The following is a 23,201-nucleotide window of genomic DNA, read 5'->3' as shown; positions in this document are numbered from 1 at the left end:
CGGCAGGAGTTAACATGATTCCCGAATTCAAAGCTCACTATCCGGAAAGCTTGCGCACCATTTATATATCGCGGGTCGAAACCTGCGATGTTAACTGGTTTATCAATCAATACGTCGACAGTCGATTTCTGCATGCAAACTTTCATGCAAAGAATGAAATCGTCATGCTGCTGAGAAGTTATCCGGGAGCGTCGCCTGTCAGGATCTATGAGCTTAACGCCTGGCTTGATCATAACCTCGTGTCCAGGGTGTTATGTCATCCAGGGGTTCGGGCATTGAAGTTAGTGGTCAATAATGATTGGTCTTCACGCGTCCTGTAGTTTATTGGTGGCGAATAATAATGCGAAATTTTCTGGCTATTGATTCCAGTCCGCGCTTTCTGGTTGTCCTGTCGGCGGGCGTCACCCTGGCCATACTGCTGGCTGTGGGTGGCGTGTTTGCGGTGAAGAAAGTCGACGGTTATGTCAGTACGATGTTTAACGGCAATGTTGCAACTATTGGCCACCTGTCGACCATCCGCTCTGCACTTTTTGATATCCGTAGATTGCACTGGCGGACGTTCGCTTTGCGCGATCCTGCGCAAACAGCGGAATACACCCAAGCGATCAATGCGCAATTGGCGGTCATCAATAAGGAATGGGCGCTGTACGATCCCAACGGTATCAGCAGTACGAAGGAGACGTTGCTTGCCGACCAAATCAGAGCCGAGTTGCCCAAGGCCAGCGCTATCGTACGCGCCAGCCTTAAACGTTTGGCGAGCAATGATTACTCAGCGCAGTGGTACCAGGCGCGCATTCCCTATCTGGAGCATATCGATCAGTTGATTGCCCGGGACATCGACACCAACATTGAACAGGCCGCCCGGTTTTCTGCTCTGAGCCAACAGGTATTTGCACGGTTTGTCAGCGTCGCCGTCTTGTTGTTCTGTTTGGGAACCGTCGGGGTCGCCGGCCTGGCGCTGCGCTGGCGGCACCAGCGCGACAATGCCGTACGTCGATCCCGTGAACATCTGTGGTTGGTCAATCAGGTGTTCAACGTCACGCTGGACAGCGTGATCATTACTGATCGCCACGGGCATATCACCAAAGTTAACCCGGCCTTTTATGGCATGACCGGTTATACGGAACAGGAAGTGCTGGGTTGCAACCCGAACATGTTGAGTTCCGGCCGGCAGTCCCCGGAGTTTTACAAAGAGATGTGGCAATGCCTGATTGATGAAGGGCATTGGAAAGGGCAAGTGTGGAACCGCAAGAAGAATGGTGATTTCTATCTTGAATCACTGTCGATTACCGCGATTGCGGGCCTGAACAAAACCGATCTCAACTACGTGGCGGTTTGCAGCGACATCACCCAACAGCACGCCGATCAGGAGTTTCAGGGCTACCTGGCAACCCACGATGTATTGACCGGGCTGCCCAATCGCCTGTTATTTCGCGAACGTCTGACCCAAGCCCTCGCTCGCGCTCATCGCTCCGGTTTGAAAGTGGCGGTGATGTTTCTCGATCTGGATCACTTCAAGGAAATCAACGACACCCTGGGGCATGGCGTTGGCGATGACACACTGATCACTGTGGCCAAACGTTTGAAAAGCGTATTGCGGGACGTTGATACCGTGGCTCGACTGGGTGGTGACGAGTTCGCTTTCATCCTTGAAGATATTCACGAGGCCATACAGATCGAACCGATTGCACGCAAACTGCTCGCCGCCGTGGGCGAGCCGATTCTGGCGAAAGGTCATCCGGTGTCCGTCACCCCAAGCATTGGCGTGAGCCTCTACCCGGATCAGGGCCACACGCCGATTGAGCTTGTGGATCAGGCCGACAAAGCCATGTATGAGGCGAAAAAATCCGGCAAGAACGCTGTGCGCTTCTTCACCCAGATGCTCGACGCGGTGGCGAAAGCCGGGTAGCCGCCAGGGTTGCGGTCTCTGGAACCGGTCAGCGGCCGTTCCCGAAACCGCAAGACTTCCCGCGCAAAAACCGGATAATGGCGGCCATTCGTTTAGCCGTATTCTGGTAATCCCGCATGGAAATCAAGGTCAACTTTCTCGACAACCTTCGACTTGAAGCCAAGTTCGACGACTTCACGGTGATCGCCGATCAGCCGATTCGCTACAAAGGCGATGGCTCGGCACCGGGGCCGTTCGACTACTTTCTGGCTTCGTCGGCGTTGTGTGCGGCTTACTTTGTGAAGTTGTACTGCGACACCCGCAACATCCCCACGGAAAATATTCGCCTGTCGCAGAACAACATCGTCGACCCGGAAAATCGCTACAACCAGATCTTCAAGATCCAGGTCGAACTGCCAGCGGACATCTCCGACAAGGATCGCTTGGGCATCCTCCGTTCGATTGATCGCTGCACGGTGAAGAAGGTCGTGCAGACCGGCCCTGAGTTCATCATCGAAGAAGTCGACAACCTCGATGCCGATGCGCAAGCCTTGTTGATGCCGGTTTCCACGTCCGAGGCAGGCACCTACATCGCTGGCAAGGATCTGCCGCTGGAGCAGACCATCGCCAACATGTCGGGCATTCTCGCCGACCTCGGCATGAAGATCGAAATCGCTTCGTGGCGCAACATCGTGCCAAACGTCTGGTCGCTGCACATCCGCGACGCGCATTCGCCGATGTGTTTCACCAACGGCAAAGGCGCGACCAAAGAAGGCGCGCTGGCTTCGGCGCTGGGCGAGTTCATCGAGCGGCTGAACTGCAACTTCTTCTACAACGACCAGTTCTGGGGCGAAGAGATCGCCAACGCCGAGTTCGTGCATTTCCCGGACGAGCAATGGTTCAAGCCCGGCGCGAAAGACGAACTGCCGACGGAAATCCTCGACGAGTACACCCTCGGCATTTACAACCGCGACGGCGAGCTGCGCGGTTCGCACCTGTACGACACCAACTCCGGCAACACCCAGCGCGGCATCTGCTCGCTGCCGTTTGTGCGCCAGTCCGATGACGAAGTGGTGTACTTCCCGTCGAACCTGATCGAAAACCTCTACCTCAGCAACGGCATGAGCGCGGGCAACACGCTCGCCGAAGCGCAGGTGCAGTGCCTGTCGGAAATCTTCGAGCGCGCGGTGAAACGCGAAATCCTCGAAGGCGAAATGTCTTTGCCGGATGTGCCACAGGAAGTGCTGGAGAAATACCCGAGCATCCTCGCCGGCATCAAAGGCCTGGAAGAGCAGGGCTTCCCGGTGCTGGTCAAGGACGCGTCGCTGGGCGGTGAATTCCCGGTGATGTGCGTGACCCTGATGAACCCGCGCACCGGCGGCGTGTTCGCCTCGTTCGGCGCGCACCCGAGCCTGGAAGTAGCGCTGGAACGCAGCCTGACTGAATTGCTGCAGGGCCGCAGTTTTGAAGGCTTGAACGACTTGCCGCAGCCGACGTTCTCCGGGCAAGCGGTGACCGAGCCGAACAACTTTGTCGAGCATTTTATCGACTCGAGCGGTGTGGTGTCGTGGCGCTTCTTCAGTGCCAAGCCGGACTTCGAATTCGTCGAGTGGGACTTCTCCGGACAAGGCGAAAATTCCAACGCCGAAGAGGCCGCGACGCTGTTCGGCATCCTCGAAGACATGGGCAAAGAAGTCTACATGGCGGTCTACGAGCACATCGGCGCCAAGGCGTGCCGCATCCTCGTGCCGGACTACTCGGAGATCTACCCGATCGAAGACCTGATCTGGGACAACACCAACAAAGCCCTGCAATTCCGCGCTGACATCCTCAACCTGCACAGCCTGAGCAAAGTCGGCCTGCGCAACCTTGCCCAAGGCCTGGAAAACAGCGAGCAGGACGATTACACCGAAATCACCACGCTGATCGGCATCGAATTCGACGACAACACGCCGTGGGGCAAGTTGACGATTCTGGAACTGCGTTTGCTGATTTATCTGGCGTTGCAGAAGTTTGAACAGGCGAAGGATCTGGTTGAAGCGTTCCTGCAATACAACGACAACACGGTTGAGCGCGGTTTGTTCTATCAAGCGGTGAACGTGGTGTTGGAGATGGAACTGGATGAGGATTTGCTGCTGGAAGACTACGAAGCCAACTTCCGCCGGATGTTTGGTGACGAGCGGATGGATGCGGCGATTGGCTCGGTCAACGGTAACGTGCGGTTTTACGGTTTGACGCCGACGAGCATGAAACTGGAAGGGCTGGATCGGCATTTGCGCTTGATTGAGAGCTATAAGAAATTGCATTCGGCTCGGGCTGATTTTCAGTAGCGTGAATTGTTACCCTCACCCCAGCCCTCTCCCGGAGGGAGAGGGGGCCGACCGAGGTGTCTTGCGGGTTACATCGACCTGAACGACCGAGTCGATTATGGATTCGGTGAAGCGCTTTCAGAAGACCGAGTCGATTCTGGATTTAGCAAAGCACTTTCAGGTCGGCGTACCTCACCAGCATCCCCCAATCAGTCCCCTCTACCTCTGGGAGAGGGCTAGGGTGAGGGGCATAGGTGATCAACCCAAACATCGAATGCCGACCCCCATTGGATTCTGGATTCAGCAGAGCACTTTCAGGTCGGCGAACCTCATCAGCATCCCCCAATCAGTCCCCTCTATCTCTGGGAGAGGGTTAGGGTGAGGGGCTCCAGCATCTGCGCAATCCTCATCCGCAGTTCCCCATGCACATCCTCCGCATAAGGCACCGCCGTCTTCCAGTCATAAAACCACGCAGGCATTTTGCGTTTGTCGTCCGGTTCCGTGGCGTAACGGGGAAACAAATGGCAATGCAGCTCTGGCTCTGAATTACCCAGAATTTCATAATTCATGCGCAGCGCACCGGTGACCGCCAAAACCACATCCCCGAGGCGCGCCATGTCGAGCAGGTAAACCGCCCGGGCCTCCGCGTCCAGATCATTCAAACTCGGCACCACCGGGTCGGGCAGCAGCAGGCAATAACCCGGCAGAAACTGCACATCGCCCATGACTGCCCAGCCCGAAGCCATGCGGCAGATGACTTTATCGTTGCTGCCATTGCGGGCCATTTCGACGCGTTGCGAGATAAGCGACATTCACAATCCTTGATGAAAGTTTTGAGTTCAAATTACCTTAACGTCCGTGCGCAGCATCCGCCAATGATCCCGTATCAACGCGCACAAACACCGAATCACCCACCGCTGTCAGCACATCGCCGGCAAACACCTCGCAGATCACCCGCGACTTGCGCCCGACTTCGCCTTCAACCCTGGCCTTCAACGTCAGCGGCACACCCATCGGCGTCGGCTTGATGAATTTGATGCCCAGATTGCCCGTGACGCAATCGATACGCGGCAGGCTGCCCGGCTCGCGATTTTCGGCGCGGTAGTGGTAGGCCATCGCCGTCCAGTTGGAGTGGCAGTCGACCAGCATCGCGATCAAGCCGCCGTAGACCAGATCCGGCCAACCGCAGTATTTGGCGTCCGGCACGTGCTCGGCGAGGACGTGCACGCCGTCTTCATGCCAGTAGCTTTTGATGTGCAGACCGTGCGGATTGCTACCGCCGCAGCCGTAGCAAACGCCTTCTGGTGCGGCGCTGTCTTGCAAAGCAGTGTCGAGGCTGGTCATGGTGTTTTCATCCTGAAAGTGGGAGCCCGGTGAGGCGAATGCGGTTGCGGCCACCGCGTTTGGATTCGTAGAGCGCGGCGTCGCCTTGTTCGATCAGCGCCGCCAGACTGGCCGGCGGCGCCTCGAACAGAGTGGCGCCGAGGCTCAAGGTGACGGGTTCGGTGGTGGGGAATGTCTGCGCAGTGGTGCCGAGAAACTGCTCGCGCAGCACGTTGCCGAGTTCGACGATACGTTCGCTTGTGGCGCCGTTGAGCAGGATGACGAACTCGTCGCCACCCAATCGAGCTGTCAGCGCATTACGCGGCAGCAGCGAACGAATCATCTCGCTCAAGGCGATCAGCAAGCGGTCGCCAGCGATATGGCCGTACTGATCGTTGACCAGTTTGAAGTTGTCGATATCGATCAGCAGCAGGGCGCCGGGACGTTCAGCCGAGACATCGGCGAGCAAGCGCGGCGCACGTTTTTCCAGGGCGCGGCGGTTGTAGAGGGCGGTCAGCGGATCGCGTTCGGCGAGGCGGGCGATCTCTTTTTCGCGGCGATAGCGCTCGGTGCCGGTCATCGACAGCGCAATCAGCATGATCGCCATCGCGCCTTCGACCAGTGAAATCTGGATGATCTCACCACGGAATGCCGCCAGATCAATCAACGTGCCGGGGATGACCACGGTCAGCGCCTTGGCGATATAAAAAGCCCCGTGCACCAGTAAAACGTAGCGCAATTGCACGGCGCCGACGCTCAGGGATTTACCGTGCGGGCGCAGCAGAAAACTGCCTTTGAGCGTTGCCAGCGCCACCAGCAACGAGTTGGCCGCGAGCATGACTTTCGACCACAGCGGCCCGTCCGGCAGCAGCAACATCACCAGCCAGGTGACGAAAATCAGATACCAGGCGCTCGACAGGCGCGTCTGGGTGAAGCGCGCGACACCGAGCAGGAACAGAAAGTGTGCGGTCACCAGCAGACCGTTGGCGAACCAGATGCCGATCAGCAAAAAGCCGCTGCTGCGTAGCAAGGCGAGGGTGGAACCGACGGTGATCGTGGCGAAACCGGCGCTCCAGAACAGCAGGGAAGGCTCGCGAATGCTGCGCCACTCGATCGCCAGGTACAGCGCCGCGGCGGCTGCAAGCGCAATCGAGATGGTCAGCATTGTAATAGGGTCGAGCGGCATTTCTGAGCGAGCCTGTCTATTGGGCAGTGAGACCGGCGATTGTAAGCGTTTGGGCGGATTTTTCGCAGGGGGCGCGTTGCCGCGCAGACCACTGGTGTCGGCCCGGCCGCGGACGGTGTGAGCCGTCGCGCGTCGGGCGTTCGGTCATGGCTGCGGCGCGAGCCAGGTGTCCACCACCCGTCGATCCAGTTCTTCCCAATAGGCCATGCCTAACACCCGCGTGGTGTTCAGCCCACGCAGGTAGCCGCGCAGTTGATTGGCGGTGTCGAGAATGAGCTGTGGGTCGTGGATGTCTTTGTCGAGCAGGACGCTTTCGTACTGGACAAGGTATTCGGCCACCCGATCACGGAAGTCGGGCAGTACGGCGTCGCGGATCAGATCAAACGTTCTCAAGGAAAGATCCTCTGTGATTATTTTTCGTTGGAATTGAGTGTGTATCAATCTACACGGCGCGCAACTATCGCTGGAAGTAATAGTGATCATCACGAAACGGAAGTTCTGCTTTAGCGGCGTTAGGCGGAAAATTGCCTCCATCGAACACGCTGCTCAAGGAATTTGCGCGATGAACACATTGACCCGACTGGCTCTGGTCGCCCTGCTGATGGGCGGGGCGGTTGCCGCTGCACCGACCTACGCAGACGACGCCCGGTCGTGTCACTTGCAACCGATCACGGCCAGCAGTGCGGCGTTGAAACACACGCAAACGGTCGGTGTGTTGTACAGCGAAAACACTTTGGAAAACCTGCAATACCTGGCGCGTTACCACGACATGGCGGCGAACGGCGCAAAAGATGCGCTGGACTCGCGGATTCGTGAAGCGTTTGTCGCCAGTTCCGATCCGGAGTTGGCGGTCGACTGGTTAATCAGTTCGTTGCAGCAGCAGTTTTTGTCGGTAACCGTTTACGACAATCTCGATGCCTTGATTCAGGCGCATCCGGACGTGGTGGTCAAGCTCGACACGTTTAATCGCTTGCTGACTCAGCGTAATAGCCTGGTTGAAGCGCGTTTTACCGCGAAATTCTACGACGCCAATCTGCAATACATCGGCAAGGCCGAAGGCGCGGTGGAGAAAAACTTGCCATCGGTCTGGGTGCATAACCTTGCAGCGCCTGCCGTCGCTGCGCAGATCGACAAGCAGCGTGACCTGCAACTGAATGCGTTGAAGCAGTTCGACGCTTCGCTCAAGGCCCTGGTCGCCGCGAGCTGAACCCAACACATAAATGGCGATGGCGGCTCCGTGAGGCTGAACCATTGCCGGTTAAACCGAACCTTTTATTTTCAGGATTGAACCCGATGCGTCCTTTATTTGTGCCTGTTCTGGCGGTTGCTTCCTTGTTGCTCGGCGGCTGTGCTTCCGCCCCGAACACGCCGAGCCTGACCTTGCAGACCAGCAAGACCCCGGCGCAATACGCCGATTGCGTGGTGCCGAAGTTGCAGGGCGATGCGCTGAGCCCGACTGTTTCGCAAACCCAGCGCAGCTACCGGATCGTGGTGCCGAGCAAGATTTCCGCCGACAACGTGCTGGAGGCCTACAAGGCTGGCACCGGTGGCAAGGTGTTCATCTATGAACGCCATTTGCTTGCCTCGAACTTGCTGCCCTCCAGTTTTGAACGTGCTGCACAGGATTGCATCTGAAGACTGTGCGAACACGTATCTGAAAGAGCTCCTTTGGTTGGCCGCAACCAACCAATTTTTTGCCCCGCGCCTTTATTGGGTTGCGGGGCTTTTTTTTGCCTCTACGAAATCTCTCATGAGAAAAACCTCTGTGGCAAGTGAGGTCATTGTGGCGAGGGGATTTATCCCCGATGGGCTGCGAAGCAGCCCCTCTTTAGATTTAAAAGAAAGGGCCGCTGCGCGCCCCATCGGGGATAAATCCCCTCACCACAATGACCTCACTTGCCACAATTACTCTTTCATCACGGGGTTCTGTGTATGACGGTTTTCAGGGCTGCTGTAACATGCCGACACCCACCTGTCGCGAGCACTGAAAATGGATTCTCACTCGATTCTGACCTTCACCCTGGTCGGCGCCATCGCAATCGCCAGCCCCGGCCCGGCGACGTTGATGGCGATCAACAACAGCTTGGCTCACGGTCAGCGCAGCACGATCTGGTCTTCCCTGGGTAATGCCAGCGGCCTGTTCTGCCTGTCCGCCGCCGCGATGCTGGGCCTCGGCGCCTTGCTCGCCAGTTCTGAGATGCTCTTCAACGCAGTGAAGATTCTCGGCGCTGGCTATCTGTTCTACCTCGGGGTCAAGCAACTGCTGAAAAAGGGCCCAATGCTCGCAGTTGGCAGTGACAGCGATACCAGCAAAAACCGCCCGAGTCGCGGCAAGCTGTTCAAATCGGCATTCCTCACCGCAGTGACCAACCCGAAAGCGACGATGTTTTTCACCGCACTGTTCCCGCAGTTCATCGATCAGGACGCGGCGCTGCTGCCGCAGTTTTTCATCCTGACCTCGATCTTCATGGCGCTTTCGGTATCGTCGCTCAGCGTTTACGCGGCGTTGGCGTCACGCGCCAAAGGCGTACTGACCCGGCCCGCGCTGTCGCGGTGGGTCAGCCGGGTGGTGGGGACGACGTTCATCGGTTTTGGTGCAGCAATTCTGACGATGCGCCGGCAGACGGCGTAAGGGACGACGTCTCAAACCCACTTGAACTGAGCCGGGAACCGCGCCACAAAGTGTGTTCCCGACTCGGCGTCGGAAGTTACGCTCAACGTGCCGTTGTGCGCCGTGGCAATCTGCGCCGCGATATACAGCCCCAACCCCAAACCTTCTTTGCGATGGCCGGCTTCCGAACGGGAAAACGGTTCGAACAGCAGCGGCATCAATTGCGCCGAAATCGGAGTGCCCTGGTTAGTCAGCGAGATCACGATTTCATCGTTCTCCGCGTAGGCGTTCAAGACAATCGGCGCGTGAACCGAACCGTGAGTGGCCGCATTACCCAGAAGATTGGACAGTAACTGGCTGATGCGCAGCGCATCGCAATACACGCCGCTCGGCACGTTCAGCGTGTGCGTGAACGTCGCTCGCGGGTGTGACGCCTGCACTTCTTCAAGGGTCAACTGCAGCGTCTGTTGCAGGTCATCGACCAGTTTGCGCTGGATCGGAATCCCGCCACCCAATCGCCCACGGGCAAAGTCGAGGATGTTTTCAATCAGCACGCCCATGCGCAACGAGCTGTTGCGGATCGCCGAAATCAGATTCAGCGAACGTTTCTCTTCGGTCTTGGTTTCCAGCAGGTCGGCGCTCATGCGAATTGCGCTCAACGGCGTGCGCAGATCATGCCCAAGCACCGCGATGAACTGCTCGCGCAATCGGCCAAGTTCATTGGCATCGGCCAATTCAACCTTGGTGGCCGCCAGATGGCTTTGCGTGTCGAGGCTCATGGCGATCAACTGGGCGAACAGGGTCAGGGTTTTCGCGATGGCCGGTTCATCGAGATTGGCCGGCACCGAATCGATGGCGCACAGCGTGCCAAAAAAATCGCCATTGGCTTTGACGATCGGAATGGAAATGTAGCTTTCCAGGCCATAGGTTATCGGCGTGTGGTGCGTGGAAAAGATCGGGTGGGTGCTGGCGTGGCCGAAGATCACCGGTTGCTGGTGTTGGCGGATTTCGTGACAGATGGTTGATTCCAGCACCAACTCGCCACCGGGTTTCAGGCCGAAATCGATGGAGTCATCGACAGCGCAGGCCACCCAGTTGTGATCAGTGACACGAGCGACCGCCGCAAAGCGCATGCCGGTGAGGTGTTTGACCATGCTCAAAATCACCGGCACGGCGTCTATGCTGCTGATCGCGTCGATGTCAGCTGAGAATTGCGGGTCGGTCATGGCGGGCGCTTCGAAAAGATATCTGTCAAAGACTATCTCTTATTAGCCGACATGACTAATTGCTCCAGCGCAACAAATGCAACGGCGCCGAGAAAATCCCGCCGCCGTTGGTCGTTTTAGAACTTGTATTTGGCGGTCAGCATGTAGCTGCGCGGATCGCCGTAGTTGTCGTTGGAGCCCCACGTGGTGTTGGAGCCGATGGCGGAGTAGTAGACGCGGTCGAAGATGTTGTTGGCGTTAACTTGCAGATCGAGGTGCTGGTTGACTTCGTAACCGGCCATCAGGTCGGCGGTGGCATAGCTGCCCTGTTCGACGCGATAGGTGCCGTTGGCGACTGGCACGTCGTTGTACATGCGGCTCTGCCAGTAGACGCTGCCGCCGACGCGGAGTTTTTCCAGCGGGCCTTGCAGGCGATACATCGTCGAAACCTTGAACAGGTGCTCCGGCGTGTCGGTGTCGAACTGCTGATTATCGTTGGCCGGGTTTTCGTCTTTGATGTAGTGCGCGCGGGTGTAGGTGTAGCCGGCGCCCACTTGCCAGTTTTCGGTCAGCGCACCTTGCAGTTCCATGTCGACGCCCTGGCTGCGAACCTTGCCCGAGGCCTGATAACAGGTCATGACCGGGCAACCCAACTGCGTTTCGGCGGTGGTGGCGCGGTTGGTCTGGTCGATCTGGAACACCGCCAGGCTGGCGTTGAGCGCACCGTTGAAGTATTCGCCCTTGATGCCGACTTCGTAGTTTTCGCCAACGATTGGATCGAGCACTTTGCCGGACAGGTCTTTCGACGATTGCGGGCTGAAGATGTCGGTGTAGCTGGCGTACAGCGAGTGATGATCGTCGAGTTTGTAGATCAGGCCGGCGTAGCGCGTCAGGTTGCGGGTGACTTTAAAGTCGCCATCGCCGCTGCGATCGTCATAGTCATACCAGTCGAGGCGACTGCCGAGGATCAGTGTCAGCGGGTCGGCGAGGCTCAGGCGCGTGGTCAGGTAAACCGCGTCCTGCGTGGTGACGGTACGGGTTTTGCTGTCGCGCACGAAATCAGGTTTCGGCGCGCCGATCGGCCAGGCGGTGGTGTATGGGTCGTATTCTTTGGAGGTCGCATCGTAGACGCGATTGCTCGCACCGACGACCAGTTCGTGGGTGCGGCCGAAGGCTTCAAACGGGCCGCTGGCAAACGCATCGATCGATCTTTGTTTGTCGGTGTTGTGCGACTGGTAGGCGGTGGTTTCCAGCGGGCCGCTGTAGCGCGACAGATAGGTGCCGGAGAATTCGCCGTTCAGCGTCGAGGCGGAACCCGCCACGTGCAGGCGCCAATCGTTGTTGAAGCGGTGCTCGATATCGCCGAAAACGGTGTCGATTTGCAGCTTCTTGTTTTCCCAGTCGGTGCCGGGATAGGTCGAGCGGGGCAGGTCGAGGTGGTGTCCGTCGGTGCCCAGCGGCAAGCCGCCCCAGAAGTAGTTGGTCTGCTCGTTCTGACGCGAGAAGCCCAGGGATGCGGTGGTGCTGTCGCTCAGGTCGGCTTCACCGATGGCGTAGAACAAGCCGTGATCGTTTTGTTCTTTGTCGCGGAAACTGTCGGCGCCCTGATAGGAACCCACCACGCGGCCGCGCAATGTGCCGCTCTCGTTCAACGGGCTGGAGGCGTCGATCTCGCCGCGATAATCATCCCAACTGCCAGCGGCGCCGGTGAGGGTGACTTGCTGCTCGGCCGTCGGGCGTTTGCGCACCATGTTGATCGCGGCCGAAGGGTTGCCGGCGCCGGTGACGAGACCGGTGGCGCCGCGAATGATTTCCACGCGGTCGAACATCGCCAGATTCGGTTGCACGGCCATCGAGAACGGTTGGTACGAACTCGGCAGGCCGTCGTACATGATGTTGTCGATGTCAAAACCGCGCGAGCTGTAAGTCTGCCGGCCCGGGCCGCTGGACTGACTGAGGAACAACCCCGGCGTCGCTTTGACCACGTCGTTGACGCTGGTCATGGCCTGATCGTCCATGCGCTGGCGGGTGATGACGGTTACCGCTTGCGGTGTTTCGCGCATGGTCAGTGGCAATTTGGTCGCGGTCTGCATCGGGCCGGTGGTGTAGGAGCCCGAACCTTCGGTGGTGCTGCTCATTTGCGTGGCGCCGATTTCGGTGGCGCCGAGCTCCAGAACGGTGGCTGGGGCGTCATCTTTAGGCTTGGTTTCAGGCGTTTGATCCGCTGAAACGCTGGTGATGCTGGCCATGCAGATGGCGAGTGCCAACAGGTTAGGTGAACGGTTTGCACGACGGCTTTTGGTGTGAAACGACATCAATCTGCTTCCCCGAGTAATACAAAAACGAATCTGTTGCGACTGCGTGTAGGAATTATTCGCATTAGTCTGGCAGATCGAATCGCTCGAAGAAACCCGTACGAGTCAGTTAGTTAATGAAATTTTCACATTTGGCGCGTTTGAGAACACGGGGGGCTAAGCGGGGAGTCGCTGCCAATCGACGAACATTGTGATCGGCAGCGAGGGGGAGAGGGCGTCAGCTTAAATCTTCGGCTTGATGGCGCTCAGCCACCTGAGTTGCCTCATCGCCCCATGTGCGATTGACCCGCAGGCCACGAATCACCGCAGGACGATTGGCGATCTCTTCGGCCCAGCGCTGTACGTGGGTGTATTCCTGCGCCGCGAGAAACTCCGCCGCCGAATAGACGTTGTTGCGCACCAGTTGGCCGTACCACGGCCACACTGCGATGTCGGCGATGGTGTAACTGTCGCCGGCCAGATACGGACTTTCCGCCAGACGCCGATCGAGCACGTCGAGCTGACGCTTGGCTTCCATGGTGAAGCGGTTGATCGGGTATTCGAGCTTCTCCGGCGCATAGGCGTAGAAATGGCCGAAGCCGCCGCCGAGATAGGGCGCTGCGCCCATTTGCCAGAACAGCCAGTTGAGGGTTTCGGTGCGCCCAGCCGGGTCTTTGGGCAGAAAGGCGCCGAATTTCTCCGCGAGGTAGAGCAGGATTGAACCGGATTCGAACACGCGAGTCGGCGGCTCGGTGCTGTGATCGAGCAGGGCGGGGATTTTCGAGTTGGGGTTGATCTCGACGAAACCGCTGGAGAACTGGTCGCCCTCGTTGATGCGGATTAGCCAGGCGTCGTATTCGGCAGCGGTGTGCCCCAATGCCAGCAGCTCTTCGAGCAGGATAGTGACCTTGACGCCGTTGGGCGTGGCCAGGGAATACAACTGCAAAGGATGCTTGCCGACCGGCAGGGTTTTGTCGTGAGTCGGCCCGGCCGTCGGGCGATTGATACTGGCGAACTGACCGCCGGACGGTGCTTCGTGTTTCCAGACTTTGGGCGGAACGTAGGGCGACTTGCTCATGAAACAGACCTCGTCATCGATGAATGCACGAGAAGGAATATACCCAATCAAGGGTGATGCATGTAAAACCGGACTGCCTGCCACGCTGATGCTAACCGTGCCGCCGCCTTCGCGAGCAGGCTCGCTCCCACAGGGTTCTCGGCCGCACCCAAAATCTCGGTTACATCCCAAATCATGTAGGAGCCGAGCTTGCTCGCGAAAGCGGTGTGTCAGGCGATGGAGAGGTTGTCTGTGCCGACGCCTTCGCGAGCAAGCTTTGCTCCTACAGATTTCTGTCGGACACAAAGGCCCGTGTACGCCCCAAATCAAATGTGGGAGCGAGCCTGCTCGCGAAAGCGCTGTATCAGGCGATGAACATGTTGACCTTGCCGCCGCCTTCGCGGGCAAGCCCGGCTCCCACAGGTTTCTCGGCCGTACCCAAAATCCCGATCAAACCACCTATAACTGTAGGAGCCGAGCTTGCTCGCGAAAGCGGTGCATCAGGCGATGGAGATGTTGTCTGCGCCGTCGCCATCGCCATCGCGAGCGAGCTTTGCTCCTACAGATATTCTGTCGAACACAAAGCCCGTGTACACCCAACTCAAATGTGGGAGCAAGCTTTGCTCCTACAGATTTCTGTCGAACACAAAGCCCGGGCACACCCCAAATCAAATGTGGGAGCGAGCCTGCTCGCGAAAGCAATCTGTCAGACGCTGAGATCTGATTACTGGCGGATATCCCCGCAGAAAATATCGACATTCCCGTCCGTCGCGGCCGTGCGCACCACCACGTAATACTCACCGGCCAGCAACGTCGACAACGGCACCGGCGCGCTTCTTGAGAAGGCCCAACCACGCACCGGTTGGCGTTCGGTATTGACCTTGTCGTTCATCGCATACGCCACCGACCCAGGCTGTGCGCAGCTGCCTTTGTTGACGAAGGCGTACAGACGCAAGGGCAGGGAAGCCCCGTTGGGTGCGCCGCTGATGAAGAAGCTGAAACCGGTGTCCTTGCCCCAGTCGGCGAGCGTGACGTTGCCGATCTGCCCGCTGTTTTGGCGAGTGGCGGTGAGCGTCACGTTTGCGCCGGGTTTGGATGAAGAGGCGCAACCGAACAGGCTGGAGACTACCAACAGTGCGGTGAGTGAATGACTGAATTTCATGGCTGGCCTCCGTTAAGAAAGAACTGCAACCACTCAGTTAAGCAGATCGTCGGGCGTCTGAAACCGTCGCATCAACCCGACCACCGTTTACCCTCTTCACGCGCGGCTCTTCGGCCGTTGATCCGCCATCTCGTACCACGACGCTTTCGATGTCAGCTCGACGTGCTTCTGATTGTCCGAGGTGAAGTGCGTATCCAGCGTGCCCAGTGCCACCGAAACCCACTCGGCAAATTCACCCTGTGCCCGCGACCAGAACATCGACGAGCCGCAGTGCGAGCAGAACTGGCGCACCACCGATTCAGAAGATTGATAGGACTTGAGGTCTTCACCGCCCTGCAACAATTCCAGATTGCCGCGCATCACACTGCCGAAGCTGGCAAATGCTGCGCCGTGGCTTTTGCGGCATTGGCTGCAATGGCAGTGCGAAAGCGCTTTGGGCCGTGAGCGGATCTGGTATTTGACCGCGCCACACAGGCAACTGCCGCGGAAGGTTTGGGGTGAAGGTGTGAGCATTATTGTTTTGGTTCTCCATGAAGGATGTACAGCGATCACCGAGGCGCGACTGTGCCTGATTCCGCGCGTTTCGGCGAGTTCGACTTGTATCAAAAATCCATCGGCCAGCGCTGTTTCAGGTGCTCGGTCAAATACTCGATAAACGCTCTGACTTTGGCCGTCATCGCCGCGCGTTCCTGCACGCAGGCGAAAATCTCCATGGGCTCGACAACTGCATGAGTTGCGTCGTCGCGTTGTGCAAACAACGGCAGCAGCTGGCCGTTTTGCAGATACGGAGCCGCGACGAACTCCGCCAGTCGGGTGATGCCGGCGCCGTGGATTGCCATCTGCGTCAGCGCGTCGATGTCGTCGCTGATCGCGGTCGCGTTGATATCGGCGTCATAACGCTGACCATCGCGGATAAAACTCCAGCGCAGAAAGCGCCCGTCCAAGGGGTAACGAAACGCCAGGCACGCATGGTTTTGCAGATCGTCAGGCGATTGTGGCCAGCCGGCGCGCTGCAAATAAGCCGGCGCGGCGCACATGATGAAGGGCAGGGACACGATCTTGCGCGCGACAATGCCGTCCTCCAGTTGCGGCTTGATCCGCAAGCTCAGATCGATGCCGTCCTGGATGTGATTGATCTTGCCGTCGGTGGTCGACAGCTCGATCAGCAGGCGCGGATGTTGCGCGGCGAAACCGGCAATCAGCGGCGCCAGCACATGCCGGCCGAACGCCGAGGTCGAGGCGATGCTCAAGCGACCTTGCAGTTCGCTGTCTTCGCGATTGATCGAACTTTGCGCGGACTCCAGATCCGCCGCAATGCGCTTGACCTTTTCGTAGTACACCGCGCCGTTTTCGGTGAGTGCCATGCGCCGGGTAGTGCGTTGCAACAGGCGCACACCGAGGTGTGTTTCCAGGCGATTGATGGTCTGGCTGACCGCTGCGGCACTGACGCCCAACGCCTTGGCGGCGCCGACGATAGAGCCGGATTCGACCACTTTGATAAAACTGGCAATCGCCGCTAACAGATTCATCGATGTCCTGCCGGAAGGGATTGATTCGTAAGTTCTGCTTTATAAAGCACCTGCATTTGGCCGTCTAGTTGAGGGGTCAGGGCTTTGCTAACGTGCCCGCTCCCTGTCAATGGATGGAAAGCCCTATGAATCAAAGAAGCAATGCAGAAGCCGTTTATGTCAGTCGCCGCAAGCTTTCGGCGCGAGCGACGCCGTATGTGTTTGCGTTGTACATGGCGACCATCATGGCTTTTCTGATGTCGCTGGTGATTACCGCTGCCAATTCAGGCATTGATAACGACTACCTGAGTAATGCGCTGCACGCCTACAAGCTGGCGATGCCGGTGGCGTTTCTGTGCATCCTCGTGGTGCGGCCGATCGTGATCAAACTGGTCGCGATGACCGTGCATCCGCATCGTTGAGCTCGAATACTGTGCCGGTCGCGATGGCGTCTTGTAGGAGCTGCCGCAGGCTGCGATCTTTTGACCTTTTCAACGGCAGATCAAAAGATCGCAGCCTCGTTTCACTCGACAGCTCCTACAGGTTTATTTGGCCCACAACCTTTCTAACTGAATACATGCAAAACCCAATGTGGGAGCCTGCTGGCGATCGCGGTGTGTCAGTCAACAGATCAGTAATCTGATGCTCCCTCTTCGCGAGCAGGCTCGCTCCCACTTTGGAATGCTATTAAATGTGGGAGCGAGCCTGCTCGCGAAGGGCCTCACTGTTATCTTCAGTGACAGCGAAAGGCTGCATTCGCCTCAGAAAAACTCATCAAGCAACTGATAAAAGGCAATCCGCCGCTGATCCGGCTGCACGCCGTAAATCTCGAAAAACACCGGCACCCACGCCTCGCCGAGGTTGTGCGTGATGCTATGCGCAGCTAAAGCCAAATCCTGATAACGATCCGCGACCCCCAATCGGCCGCAGTCGACAAAACCGCTTAACCGAGCGTCGTCAGCGAGGAAATTGGGCAGGCATGCATCACCATGAGTCACCACCAGATCTTCATGGTCCGGGCGTTCCAGGAGCATCTGTTGGAAGACATCTTCAGCAGATCGACCGAGGCGCGAATCGTCGAAATCCTCTTCATCGATCAACCCGGCATTCAGGTGCTCACGAGCCAGTTTTATTTTCGGGTCGAGGCTGTGATCGAACGGGCAGCTTTTGATCGCGACCTCATGCAGCTCACGCAAAGCGTTGGCCACGAGTGTGACGATCTGCTGCGGCGCAAGGTGCGGGCTACTGGCCAGATCGCGCCCGGGCACGGCGGTCATCAATAGCCAGTTTTTCTCCATTTCGGTTGTGGTGTCGAGCACGCGTGGCGCGGGCAGATTCTGGCTTGCCATCCAGCGCAGCCGCGCGACCTCGCCGGGCAATTCGCCCCAGTGCATGACGTGCTCGGACTTCACAAACAGCGGTGCTGAATTCGCAGATGCTATGCGCCAAACATCGGCACGGGATTCGCCGATGGTTTGTTGTTCGACGGTGGCCTCGGCAAAGCGCCGCTGCCAGTTACGGGGTAAGTCCATTGCATTCATCCCTGATATCAAAAACGCAGACGCGCATTGTGCCGCCCCGGCGGTTTTGATCGCAAACACGAAACTGTTTCCCGTTAATCAATCGAAACTTCGCCATCCGCCCAACTGTCCAGACCCTTACACCGGCGAAAAGACGAGGATCGAGATGACAACGACAGTAGGCGATTTTCTGGTTGAGCGGCTCAGCCAATGGGGCGTCACGCGGATTTTTGGTTATCCGGGCGACGGCATCAACGGCGTGTTCGGCGCGCTCGATCGAGCTAAAGGCAAGATTGAATTTGTGCAGGCGCGGCATGAGGAAATGGCCGCGTTCATGGCATCGGCCCACGCGAAATTCACTGGCGAGCTGGGCGTGTGCATTGCCACGTCCGGCCCCGGGGCTTCGCATTTGATCACCGGGCTTTACGATGCGCGAATGGATCACATGCCGGTGCTGGCCATCGTTGGGCAGCAGGCGCGCACGGCGTTGGGCAGTCACTATCAGCAAGAGCTGGATCTGGTGTCGATGTTCAAGGACGTCGCCGGCGCGTTCGTGCAGCAGGCTTCGGCGCCTTCGCAGGTGCGGCATTTGCTCGACCGGGCGGTGCGTACGGCGGTTGGCGAACGTCGGGTGACCGCGCTGATCCTGCCCAATGATTTGCAGGATCTTGAATATCAGGCGCCGGCCCGCGCGCACGGCACCGCGCATTCCGGCGTCGGTTACACCAAGCCGAAAGTGCTGCCCTATGACGAAGATTTGCAGCGTGCAGCAGACGTTTTGAACGCAGGCGAAAAAGTCGCGATTCTGGTCGGCGCCGGCGCTTTGCAGGCAACGGATGAAGTGATCGCCATCGCCGAAAAACTTGGCGCCGGCGTGGCCAAGGCGCTGCTTGGCAAAGCGGTGCTTCCGGATGATTTGCCCTGGGTGACCGGCAGCATCGGCCTGCTCGGTACCGAACCGAGCTACAAATTGATGACCGAGTGCGACACCTTGCTGATGATCGGTTCGGGCTTCCCGTATTCGGAGTTTTTGCCTAAAGAAGGTCAGGCGCGCGGTGTGCAGATCGATCTGCAACCCGACATGCTCAGCCTGCGTTATCCGATGGAGGTCAATCTGGTCGGCGACGCAGCGGAAACCCTCGCGGCGTTGTTGCCGTTGCTCGAACAAAAAACCTCGGGCAAGTGGCGCAAGAAAGTCGAAGACTGGCGCGGCAGTTGGGAGAAAACCCTGGAAAAACGCGCGATGGCCAAGGCCAAACCGATCAATCCGCAGCGGGTGGTGTATGAATTGTCACCGCGAGTGCCGGATGAAGCGATCATCACCAGCGACTCCGGTTCGTGCGCCAATTGGTTCGCCCGTGACTTGAAAATTCGTCGCGGCATGATGTGTTCGTTGTCCGGCGGGCTGGCCTCGATGGGCGCCGCTGTGCCTTATGCGATTGCGGCTAAATTCGCCTATCCCGAACGCTCGGTGATTGCGCTGGTGGGCGACGGCGCGATGCAGATGAACAACATGGCCGAGCTGATCACCGTCGCCAAATACTGGCGGCAGTGGAAGAGCCCGAAATGGATCTGCGCGGTGTTCAACAACGAAGATCTCAATCAGGTGACGTGGGAACAGCGGGTGATGGAGGGCGATCCGAAGTTCGAGGCGTCGCAGAACATTCCCGATGTGCCGTATCACCTGTTCGCGATTTCCATCGGCCTGAAAGGGATTTTCGTTGACCGCGAAGAGGACGTGGCGGGCGCATGGGAACAGGCTTTGGCTTCCGATGTACCGGTGCTGATGGAGTTCAAAACCGACCCGAACGTGGCGCCGCTGCCGCCGCACATCAAACTCGAACAGGCGAAGAAATTCGCCACGACGTTGCTCAAGGGCGATCCGGACGAGGCGGGGATACTTGTGCAAACCGCCAAGCAGGTTCTGAGCTCAGTTCTCCCCAGCAAAAAATAACGTCCCCCCTGTAGGAGCTGCCGAAGGCTGCGATCTTTTGACGTTGTTTTTAAGATCAAAAGATCGCAGCCTGCGGCAGCTCCTACATGGGAGTGGAGTTTGGAGGTGGTGTTTGATTTTCATTGGGTGTGCCGGCTGGAGTCTCGGGCGTGAGCATTGGCCGGCATTTGCGGAGGAGGGCACGCATTTGCAACGCTATGCGGCACGTCTCAACTGTGTGGAGATCAACAGCTCGTTTTACCGCCCACATCGCCGCTCAACCTATGAGCGTTGGGCGGATTCGGTGCCGGAAGGGTTTCGCTTTTCGGTAAAAATGCCCAAGCAGATCAGCCATGAACGTCGATTGTTGGATTGCGACGAAGCGCTCGAGGAATTCCTGGCGCAGTGCAGCGGTTTGGCTGATCGCTTGGGCTGTTTGTTGCTGCAATTGCCGCCGTCACTGGCATTTGATGCGGTCAGTGCCGAAGCGTTTTTCAATGCGTTGCGCCAGCGCTTCGACGGCGACGTGGTGCTGGAGCCGCGTCATGAGTCGTGGGTGGCTGCCGAATCATTGTTGATCGCTTACCGGATCGCTCAGGCTGTGGTCGATCCGTCGCGCATCAGCAGTGATTCTTCCGCGTTTGGCTGGCAAGGAGTCCGGTATTGGCGCCTGCACGGTTCGCCGCGTATTTACCACAGTACTTACGCGGAGGCTTATCTGGAGAACCTCGCTAGCGTATTGCAGGCCGCCGATGCGCATGGCGCGACAACCTGGTGCATTTTCGACAATACCGCCAGCGGGGCCGCGCTAGGCAACGCGTTGGCACTGACGGCGCTGTCTAACGGCTAATCTCAGACCGCGAGATGCTCATACAAAATCGTCGCACCGACGATCATCAGCACCACACCGCCAACGATTTCAGCACGTTTGCCAACCATAGAGCCCAAAACCCGGCCGAGCATGACGCCGATGGTCACCATGGTCATGGTCGCCAGACCGATCGCCGCCGCAGCCACCCAGATATTCACGTCGACAAACGCCAGGCCAACGCCCACGGCAAGGGCGTCGATGCTGGTGGCAAACGCGGTGACGGCGAGAATCAGGAAGGAGTGCGAACCCGGTTTTTCTTCTTGCTCTTCTTCATGCTTCAGGCCGTTGTAGATCATGTGCAGGCCGAGCACCACGAGCAGAGTGAAGGCGATCCAGTGATCCCATTCGGCAACCCATTGGCTCGCGGCCTGGCCGATCAGCCAGCCGATAATGGGGGTGATGGCTTCGATCACGCCGAAGATCAGACCGGTACGCAGGGCTTCGGTGAGGCGCGGTTTATGCAGGCTGGAGCCTTTGCCGATGGCGGCTGCAAACGCATCCGTGGACATGGCCAGGGCAAGGAAAATGAGGGAAACAGGATTCACGGGAATACTTCCAGTCGGGCTATGAGTCAACGACACAACCACACGCCCGACTTTAGGCATGGATGCGTCGTCGGTCTCACCAACCAAAAGGTGTTCGCACCACGGCATGTTGCCGAGAATGTTGATACGAACGCTTCCGCAGTGCACGGAAACAGGCTACTCCCCAACGAGGTGCGGGATCATAGGCGGGGGAGTATGAAAATTTCGTTAAAACCGCCGCTCAAGCTGATATTTACCCTGTGGTGAGGGGATTTATCCCCGATGGAGCGCAGCGCTCCCGGCTTTTAAAATCGGGGCCGCTGCGCGCCCCATCGGGGATAAATCCCCTCGCCACAGTTAAGCCTTCACCAGCGTTTCGCTGTTACTTGTGTGGGGTGAAATTGGCGTGGGCAAAGTGTGACGTCTAAAGTTCTTTCTCTAAAATCTCGGGAGAGCCGTGATGAAGAAAGACAAGCCAGAAGAGGGCGCAGAGGCAGCGTCGGTGCTGATCAATCAGCGTATCCAGGAGCTGAACGATTGGCGCGGCGAAACCCTGGCGAAGGTTCGCGCGATCATGCACAAGGCTGATCCGGACGTGGTCGAAGCGTGGAAATGGCGCGGTGTGCCGACTTGGTATCACGACGGGATTATCTGTACGGGTGAAACGTATAAAGCGGCGGTGAAAATGACCTTCGCCAAAGGCGCTGCGCTGGAAGATCCGACGGGTTTGTTCAATGCCAGCCTGGAAGGCAATGTGCGGCGCGCGATTGATATTCACGAGGGTGATGAGCTTGATGAAAAAGGGTTGATGGCGTTGATTCGGGCGGCTGTGAAGCTGAATACGACGAAAAAGCCCTCACCCTAACCCTCTCCCGGAGGGAGAGGGGACTGACCGAGTTGCTGGATCAAGTTGCGCCGACATGAAATATCGAGCCGAACTCAGATGTTGAAATCATCGCAGGTCGGCTCCCTTTCCCCCTCTACCCCTTGGGGGAGAGGGCTGGGGTGAGGGGGTAAATCTCGCAGACAACCCACCTCAGTTGCCATCCGCCACTTTGCGTTCAATCTCATCGACCTTGCGCTGCAGCGTCTCGGCATCCTGCTCTTTCACCCGGGTAGACGAAGGCGTAATAACCTCATCCACACCTTTGGTGTCGTCATCGTGGTCTTCAAGATCACGCTCAACCACGTTCACCGGTTTGCCGGACGTGTCGGTGGGCGGGGCGTTCGGGGTTTTGTCGTCGTTGCTGTTCATGGTGGTGACCTCCAGTGGTGTAAACATTGGAGGCGGTGGTTTGGCAGGCGTTCAGAAACTTTGCGCTCATGCATTAGCCCAAGAGGGATCAATCGCTGTCTGGATGACCCAACCCATGCGCAATAAAACTCTACTTTCAACCGTGTTCGGCTTGTCTGCCCTGATCATCGGCCAGGCTGCTTACGCCGCCAGTTTCGACTGCGACCGGGCCAAAGCTGCCGATGAAAAAGCGGTGTGCGCCAACCGTGCGCTTAACGACATGGACGTGAGCATGGCGCTGCTCTACAAACTGGATCGCCGGTTTCTGCCGATGGGCGGCCGTGGTGCCTTGATTGACGAGCAACAGGCGTGGCTGAAAACCCGTGGCAAATGCGCCGCTGATGTGAAATGCCTCACCGACGTTTATCAGCAGCGAATTCAAGCATTGCAGCAGATCATCGACACCCGCGTGGTCACCCAAGGCCCGTTCTGACACCGCAACACTCCTGTAGGAGCTGCCGCAGGCTGCGATCTTTTGACCTTAAAAAACACAATCAAAAGATCGCAGCCTTTGGC

At 58.0% G+C, this 23,201-nt stretch carries 24 protein-coding genes and 1 riboswitch; of the genes, 11 read left to right on the top strand and 13 right to left on the bottom strand.

All coding sequences use genetic code 11. From position 1 onward, the window contains the following. The first annotated feature begins 14 nt into the window (after positions 1 to 14). The 3 genes from ACIOMO_RS04595 (at position 15) to ACIOMO_RS04585 (ending at position 4,218) form a co-directional block, all read left to right on the top strand. Positions 15 to 320 (top strand): hypothetical protein, encoded by a 306-nt coding sequence (locus tag ACIOMO_RS04595; protein ID WP_400748871.1) that lies wholly within the window; start codon positions 15 to 17, stop codon positions 318 to 320. 20 nt (positions 321 to 340) lie between these two features. Then, the gene (locus tag ACIOMO_RS04590) at positions 341 to 1,909 is read left to right on the top strand and encodes a diguanylate cyclase domain-containing protein (RefSeq protein WP_401238505.1); all 1,569 of its coding nucleotides are present in this window, start codon (positions 341 to 343) and stop codon (positions 1,907 to 1,909) included. A 116-nt stretch (positions 1,910 to 2,025) separates the two neighbouring features. After that, the gene (locus ACIOMO_RS04585; RefSeq protein ID WP_401238503.1) at positions 2,026 to 4,218 is read left to right on the top strand and encodes an OsmC domain/YcaO domain-containing protein; all 2,193 of its coding nucleotides are present in this window, start codon (positions 2,026 to 2,028) and stop codon (positions 4,216 to 4,218) included. 335 nt (positions 4,219 to 4,553) lie between these two features. Here the strand turns inward: ACIOMO_RS04585 and ACIOMO_RS04580 are convergent, their stop codons facing one another. The 4 genes from ACIOMO_RS04580 to ACIOMO_RS04565 form a co-directional block, all read right to left on the bottom strand. Next, positions 4,554 to 5,009 carry an HIT family protein gene (locus tag ACIOMO_RS04580; protein WP_401238500.1) on the bottom strand — a complete coding sequence of 152 codons (456 nt, stop codon included), beginning with the start codon at positions 5,007 to 5,009 and terminating at the stop codon, positions 4,554 to 4,556. A gap of 37 nt (positions 5,010 to 5,046) precedes the next feature. Further along, positions 5,047 to 5,541, bottom strand: coding sequence for a PaaI family thioesterase (locus tag ACIOMO_RS04575; protein ID WP_401238497.1), 495 nt, complete (start codon positions 5,539 to 5,541; stop codon positions 5,047 to 5,049). 7 nt (positions 5,542 to 5,548) lie between these two features. Then, positions 5,549 to 6,706 carry a GGDEF domain-containing protein gene (locus ACIOMO_RS04570; protein ID WP_400645626.1) on the bottom strand — a complete coding sequence of 386 codons (1,158 nt, stop codon included), beginning with the start codon at positions 6,704 to 6,706 and terminating at the stop codon, positions 5,549 to 5,551. Positions 6,707 to 6,850: 144 nt separating this feature from the next. After that, entirely contained in the window at positions 6,851 to 7,099 is a 249-nt protein-coding gene (locus ACIOMO_RS04565; RefSeq protein ID WP_053120775.1) for a hypothetical protein, read from the bottom strand. Positions 7,100 to 7,268: 169 nt separating this feature from the next. Between ACIOMO_RS04565 and ACIOMO_RS04560 the strand changes: the two genes are divergently transcribed. The 3 genes from ACIOMO_RS04560 (at position 7,269) to ACIOMO_RS04550 (ending at position 9,338) form a co-directional block, all read left to right on the top strand. After that, positions 7,269 to 7,913, top strand: coding sequence for an ATPase (locus tag ACIOMO_RS04560; protein WP_212550651.1), 645 nt, complete (start codon positions 7,269 to 7,271; stop codon positions 7,911 to 7,913). Between the two features lie 86 nt (positions 7,914 to 7,999). After that, a complete protein-coding gene (locus tag ACIOMO_RS04555) occupies positions 8,000 to 8,341 on the top strand; it encodes a hypothetical protein (RefSeq protein ID WP_159812108.1) in 342 nt (113 codons plus the stop codon). 355 nt (positions 8,342 to 8,696) lie between these two features. Then, positions 8,697 to 9,338 carry a LysE family translocator gene (locus tag ACIOMO_RS04550; protein ID WP_401238493.1) on the top strand — a complete coding sequence of 214 codons (642 nt, stop codon included), beginning with the start codon at positions 8,697 to 8,699 and terminating at the stop codon, positions 9,336 to 9,338. Positions 9,339 to 9,349: 11 nt separating this feature from the next. Here ACIOMO_RS04550 and ACIOMO_RS04545 read toward each other — a convergent pair whose 3' ends face one another. The 6 genes from ACIOMO_RS04545 to ACIOMO_RS04520 all read right to left on the bottom strand — a co-directional run bounded on the left by ACIOMO_RS04545 (position 9,350) and on the right by ACIOMO_RS04520 (position 16,564). After that, positions 9,350 to 10,543, bottom strand: a complete 1,194-nt coding sequence (locus tag ACIOMO_RS04545) for an ATP-binding protein (RefSeq protein WP_401238491.1) — start codon at positions 10,541 to 10,543, stop codon at positions 9,350 to 9,352. A 116-nt stretch (positions 10,544 to 10,659) separates the two neighbouring features. Beyond that, positions 10,660 to 12,837 carry a TonB-dependent siderophore receptor gene (locus tag ACIOMO_RS04540; protein WP_401238488.1) on the bottom strand — a complete coding sequence of 726 codons (2,178 nt, stop codon included), beginning with the start codon at positions 12,835 to 12,837 and terminating at the stop codon, positions 10,660 to 10,662. A 217-nt stretch (positions 12,838 to 13,054) separates the two neighbouring features. After that, positions 13,055 to 13,894, bottom strand: coding sequence for a glutathione-dependent disulfide-bond oxidoreductase (gene yghU / locus ACIOMO_RS04535; RefSeq protein ID WP_401238485.1), 840 nt, complete (start codon positions 13,892 to 13,894; stop codon positions 13,055 to 13,057). A 703-nt stretch (positions 13,895 to 14,597) separates the two neighbouring features. Then, positions 14,598 to 15,035, bottom strand: coding sequence for a hypothetical protein (locus ACIOMO_RS04530; RefSeq protein WP_401238482.1), 438 nt, complete (start codon positions 15,033 to 15,035; stop codon positions 14,598 to 14,600). A gap of 96 nt (positions 15,036 to 15,131) precedes the next feature. Continuing rightward, positions 15,132 to 15,548, bottom strand: a complete 417-nt coding sequence (locus ACIOMO_RS04525) for a GFA family protein (protein WP_212544465.1) — start codon at positions 15,546 to 15,548, stop codon at positions 15,132 to 15,134. 89 nt (positions 15,549 to 15,637) lie between these two features. Continuing rightward, entirely contained in the window at positions 15,638 to 16,564 is a 927-nt protein-coding gene (locus ACIOMO_RS04520) for a LysR family transcriptional regulator (protein ID WP_159812102.1), read from the bottom strand. Positions 16,565 to 16,689: 125 nt separating this feature from the next. Here ACIOMO_RS04520 and ACIOMO_RS04515 point away from each other — a divergent pair, with 125 nt between their 5' ends. Beyond that, positions 16,690 to 16,965, top strand: coding sequence for a DUF2798 domain-containing protein (locus ACIOMO_RS04515; protein ID WP_400644250.1), 276 nt, complete (start codon positions 16,690 to 16,692; stop codon positions 16,963 to 16,965). A gap of 339 nt (positions 16,966 to 17,304) precedes the next feature. Here the strand turns inward: ACIOMO_RS04515 and ACIOMO_RS04510 are convergent, their stop codons facing one another. Next, positions 17,305 to 18,075 (bottom strand): APH(3')-II family aminoglycoside O-phosphotransferase, encoded by a 771-nt coding sequence (locus ACIOMO_RS04510; RefSeq protein WP_401239431.1) that lies wholly within the window; start codon positions 18,073 to 18,075, stop codon positions 17,305 to 17,307. Positions 18,076 to 18,229: 154 nt separating this feature from the next. Here ACIOMO_RS04510 and ACIOMO_RS04505 point away from each other — a divergent pair, with 154 nt between their 5' ends. Then, entirely contained in the window at positions 18,230 to 20,017 is a 1,788-nt protein-coding gene (locus tag ACIOMO_RS04505) for a thiamine pyrophosphate-requiring protein (RefSeq protein WP_401238478.1), read from the top strand. Between the two features lie 112 nt (positions 20,018 to 20,129). Further along, the gene (locus ACIOMO_RS04500; protein ID WP_401238475.1) at positions 20,130 to 20,846 is read left to right on the top strand and encodes a DUF72 domain-containing protein; all 717 of its coding nucleotides are present in this window, start codon (positions 20,130 to 20,132) and stop codon (positions 20,844 to 20,846) included. A gap of 2 nt (positions 20,847 to 20,848) precedes the next feature. Here ACIOMO_RS04500 and mntP read toward each other — a convergent pair whose 3' ends face one another. After that, positions 20,849 to 21,412 (bottom strand): manganese efflux pump MntP, encoded by a 564-nt coding sequence (mntP, locus tag ACIOMO_RS04495; protein ID WP_401238472.1) that lies wholly within the window; start codon positions 21,410 to 21,412, stop codon positions 20,849 to 20,851. A 7-nt stretch (positions 21,413 to 21,419) separates the two neighbouring features. Further along, a riboswitch (yybP-ykoY riboswitch) is annotated at positions 21,420 to 21,589 on the bottom strand. A gap of 262 nt (positions 21,590 to 21,851) precedes the next feature. Between mntP and ACIOMO_RS04490 the strand changes: the two genes are divergently transcribed. Further along, positions 21,852 to 22,256, top strand: coding sequence for a DUF1801 domain-containing protein (locus tag ACIOMO_RS04490; protein ID WP_401238470.1), 405 nt, complete (start codon positions 21,852 to 21,854; stop codon positions 22,254 to 22,256). 171 nt (positions 22,257 to 22,427) lie between these two features. On the opposite strand, the gene ACIOMO_RS04485 is transcribed toward ACIOMO_RS04490, so the two are convergent. Continuing rightward, positions 22,428 to 22,646, bottom strand: a complete 219-nt coding sequence (locus tag ACIOMO_RS04485; RefSeq protein WP_159812095.1) for a hypothetical protein — start codon at positions 22,644 to 22,646, stop codon at positions 22,428 to 22,430. A gap of 115 nt (positions 22,647 to 22,761) precedes the next feature. On the opposite strand from ACIOMO_RS04485, the gene ACIOMO_RS04480 reads away from it, so the two are divergent. Continuing rightward, a complete protein-coding gene (locus tag ACIOMO_RS04480) occupies positions 22,762 to 23,118 on the top strand; it encodes a lysozyme inhibitor LprI family protein (RefSeq protein WP_401238467.1) in 357 nt (118 codons plus the stop codon). Positions 23,119 to 23,201: the final 83 nt, after the last annotated feature.

Origin of the sequence: Pseudomonas sp. NPDC087804 (genome assembly GCF_044742965.1) — a bacterium.
In the GTDB taxonomy this organism is placed as follows: domain Bacteria; phylum Pseudomonadota; class Gammaproteobacteria; order Pseudomonadales; family Pseudomonadaceae; genus Aquipseudomonas; species Aquipseudomonas rustica.
Note: the sequence above shows the minus strand (reverse complement) of the source record. Positions and strands in the feature narration are given on the sequence as shown.

Excerpts from the sequence above, each read along its gene's own strand:
- ACIOMO_RS04595 (WP_400748871.1), top strand. The coding sequence starts at position 15 with ATGATTCCCGAATTCAAAGCTCACTATCCGGAAAGCTTGCGCACCATT.
- ACIOMO_RS04590 (WP_401238505.1), top strand. The coding sequence starts at position 341 with ATGCGAAATTTTCTGGCTATTGATTCCAGTCCGCGCTTTCTGGTTGTC.
- ACIOMO_RS04585 (WP_401238503.1), top strand. The coding sequence starts at position 2,026 with ATGGAAATCAAGGTCAACTTTCTCGACAACCTTCGACTTGAAGCCAAG.
- ACIOMO_RS04580 (WP_401238500.1), bottom strand. The coding sequence starts at position 5,009 with ATGTCGCTTATCTCGCAACGCGTCGAAATGGCCCGCAATGGCAGCAAC.
- ACIOMO_RS04575 (WP_401238497.1), bottom strand. The coding sequence starts at position 5,541 with ATGACCAGCCTCGACACTGCTTTGCAAGACAGCGCCGCACCAGAAGGC.
- ACIOMO_RS04570 (WP_400645626.1), bottom strand. The coding sequence starts at position 6,706 with ATGCCGCTCGACCCTATTACAATGCTGACCATCTCGATTGCGCTTGCA.
- ACIOMO_RS04560 (WP_212550651.1), top strand. The coding sequence starts at position 7,269 with ATGAACACATTGACCCGACTGGCTCTGGTCGCCCTGCTGATGGGCGGG.
- ACIOMO_RS04555 (WP_159812108.1), top strand. The coding sequence starts at position 8,000 with ATGCGTCCTTTATTTGTGCCTGTTCTGGCGGTTGCTTCCTTGTTGCTC.
- ACIOMO_RS04550 (WP_401238493.1), top strand. The coding sequence starts at position 8,697 with ATGGATTCTCACTCGATTCTGACCTTCACCCTGGTCGGCGCCATCGCA.
- ACIOMO_RS04545 (WP_401238491.1), bottom strand. The coding sequence starts at position 10,543 with ATGACCGACCCGCAATTCTCAGCTGACATCGACGCGATCAGCAGCATA.
- ACIOMO_RS04540 (WP_401238488.1), bottom strand. The coding sequence starts at position 12,837 with ATGTCGTTTCACACCAAAAGCCGTCGTGCAAACCGTTCACCTAACCTG.
- yghU (WP_401238485.1), bottom strand. The coding sequence starts at position 13,894 with ATGAGCAAGTCGCCCTACGTTCCGCCCAAAGTCTGGAAACACGAAGCA.
- ACIOMO_RS04530 (WP_401238482.1), bottom strand. The coding sequence starts at position 15,035 with ATGAAATTCAGTCATTCACTCACCGCACTGTTGGTAGTCTCCAGCCTG.
- ACIOMO_RS04525 (WP_212544465.1), bottom strand. The coding sequence starts at position 15,548 with ATGCTCACACCTTCACCCCAAACCTTCCGCGGCAGTTGCCTGTGTGGC.
- ACIOMO_RS04520 (WP_159812102.1), bottom strand. The coding sequence starts at position 16,564 with ATGAATCTGTTAGCGGCGATTGCCAGTTTTATCAAAGTGGTCGAATCC.
- ACIOMO_RS04515 (WP_400644250.1), top strand. The coding sequence starts at position 16,690 with ATGAATCAAAGAAGCAATGCAGAAGCCGTTTATGTCAGTCGCCGCAAG.
- ACIOMO_RS04510 (WP_401239431.1), bottom strand. The coding sequence starts at position 18,075 with ATGGACTTACCCCGTAACTGGCAGCGGCGCTTTGCCGAGGCCACCGTC.
- ACIOMO_RS04505 (WP_401238478.1), top strand. The coding sequence starts at position 18,230 with ATGACAACGACAGTAGGCGATTTTCTGGTTGAGCGGCTCAGCCAATGG.
- ACIOMO_RS04490 (WP_401238470.1), top strand. The coding sequence starts at position 21,852 with ATGAAGAAAGACAAGCCAGAAGAGGGCGCAGAGGCAGCGTCGGTGCTG.
- ACIOMO_RS04485 (WP_159812095.1), bottom strand. The coding sequence starts at position 22,646 with ATGAACAGCAACGACGACAAAACCCCGAACGCCCCGCCCACCGACACG.
- ACIOMO_RS04480 (WP_401238467.1), top strand. The coding sequence starts at position 22,762 with ATGCGCAATAAAACTCTACTTTCAACCGTGTTCGGCTTGTCTGCCCTG.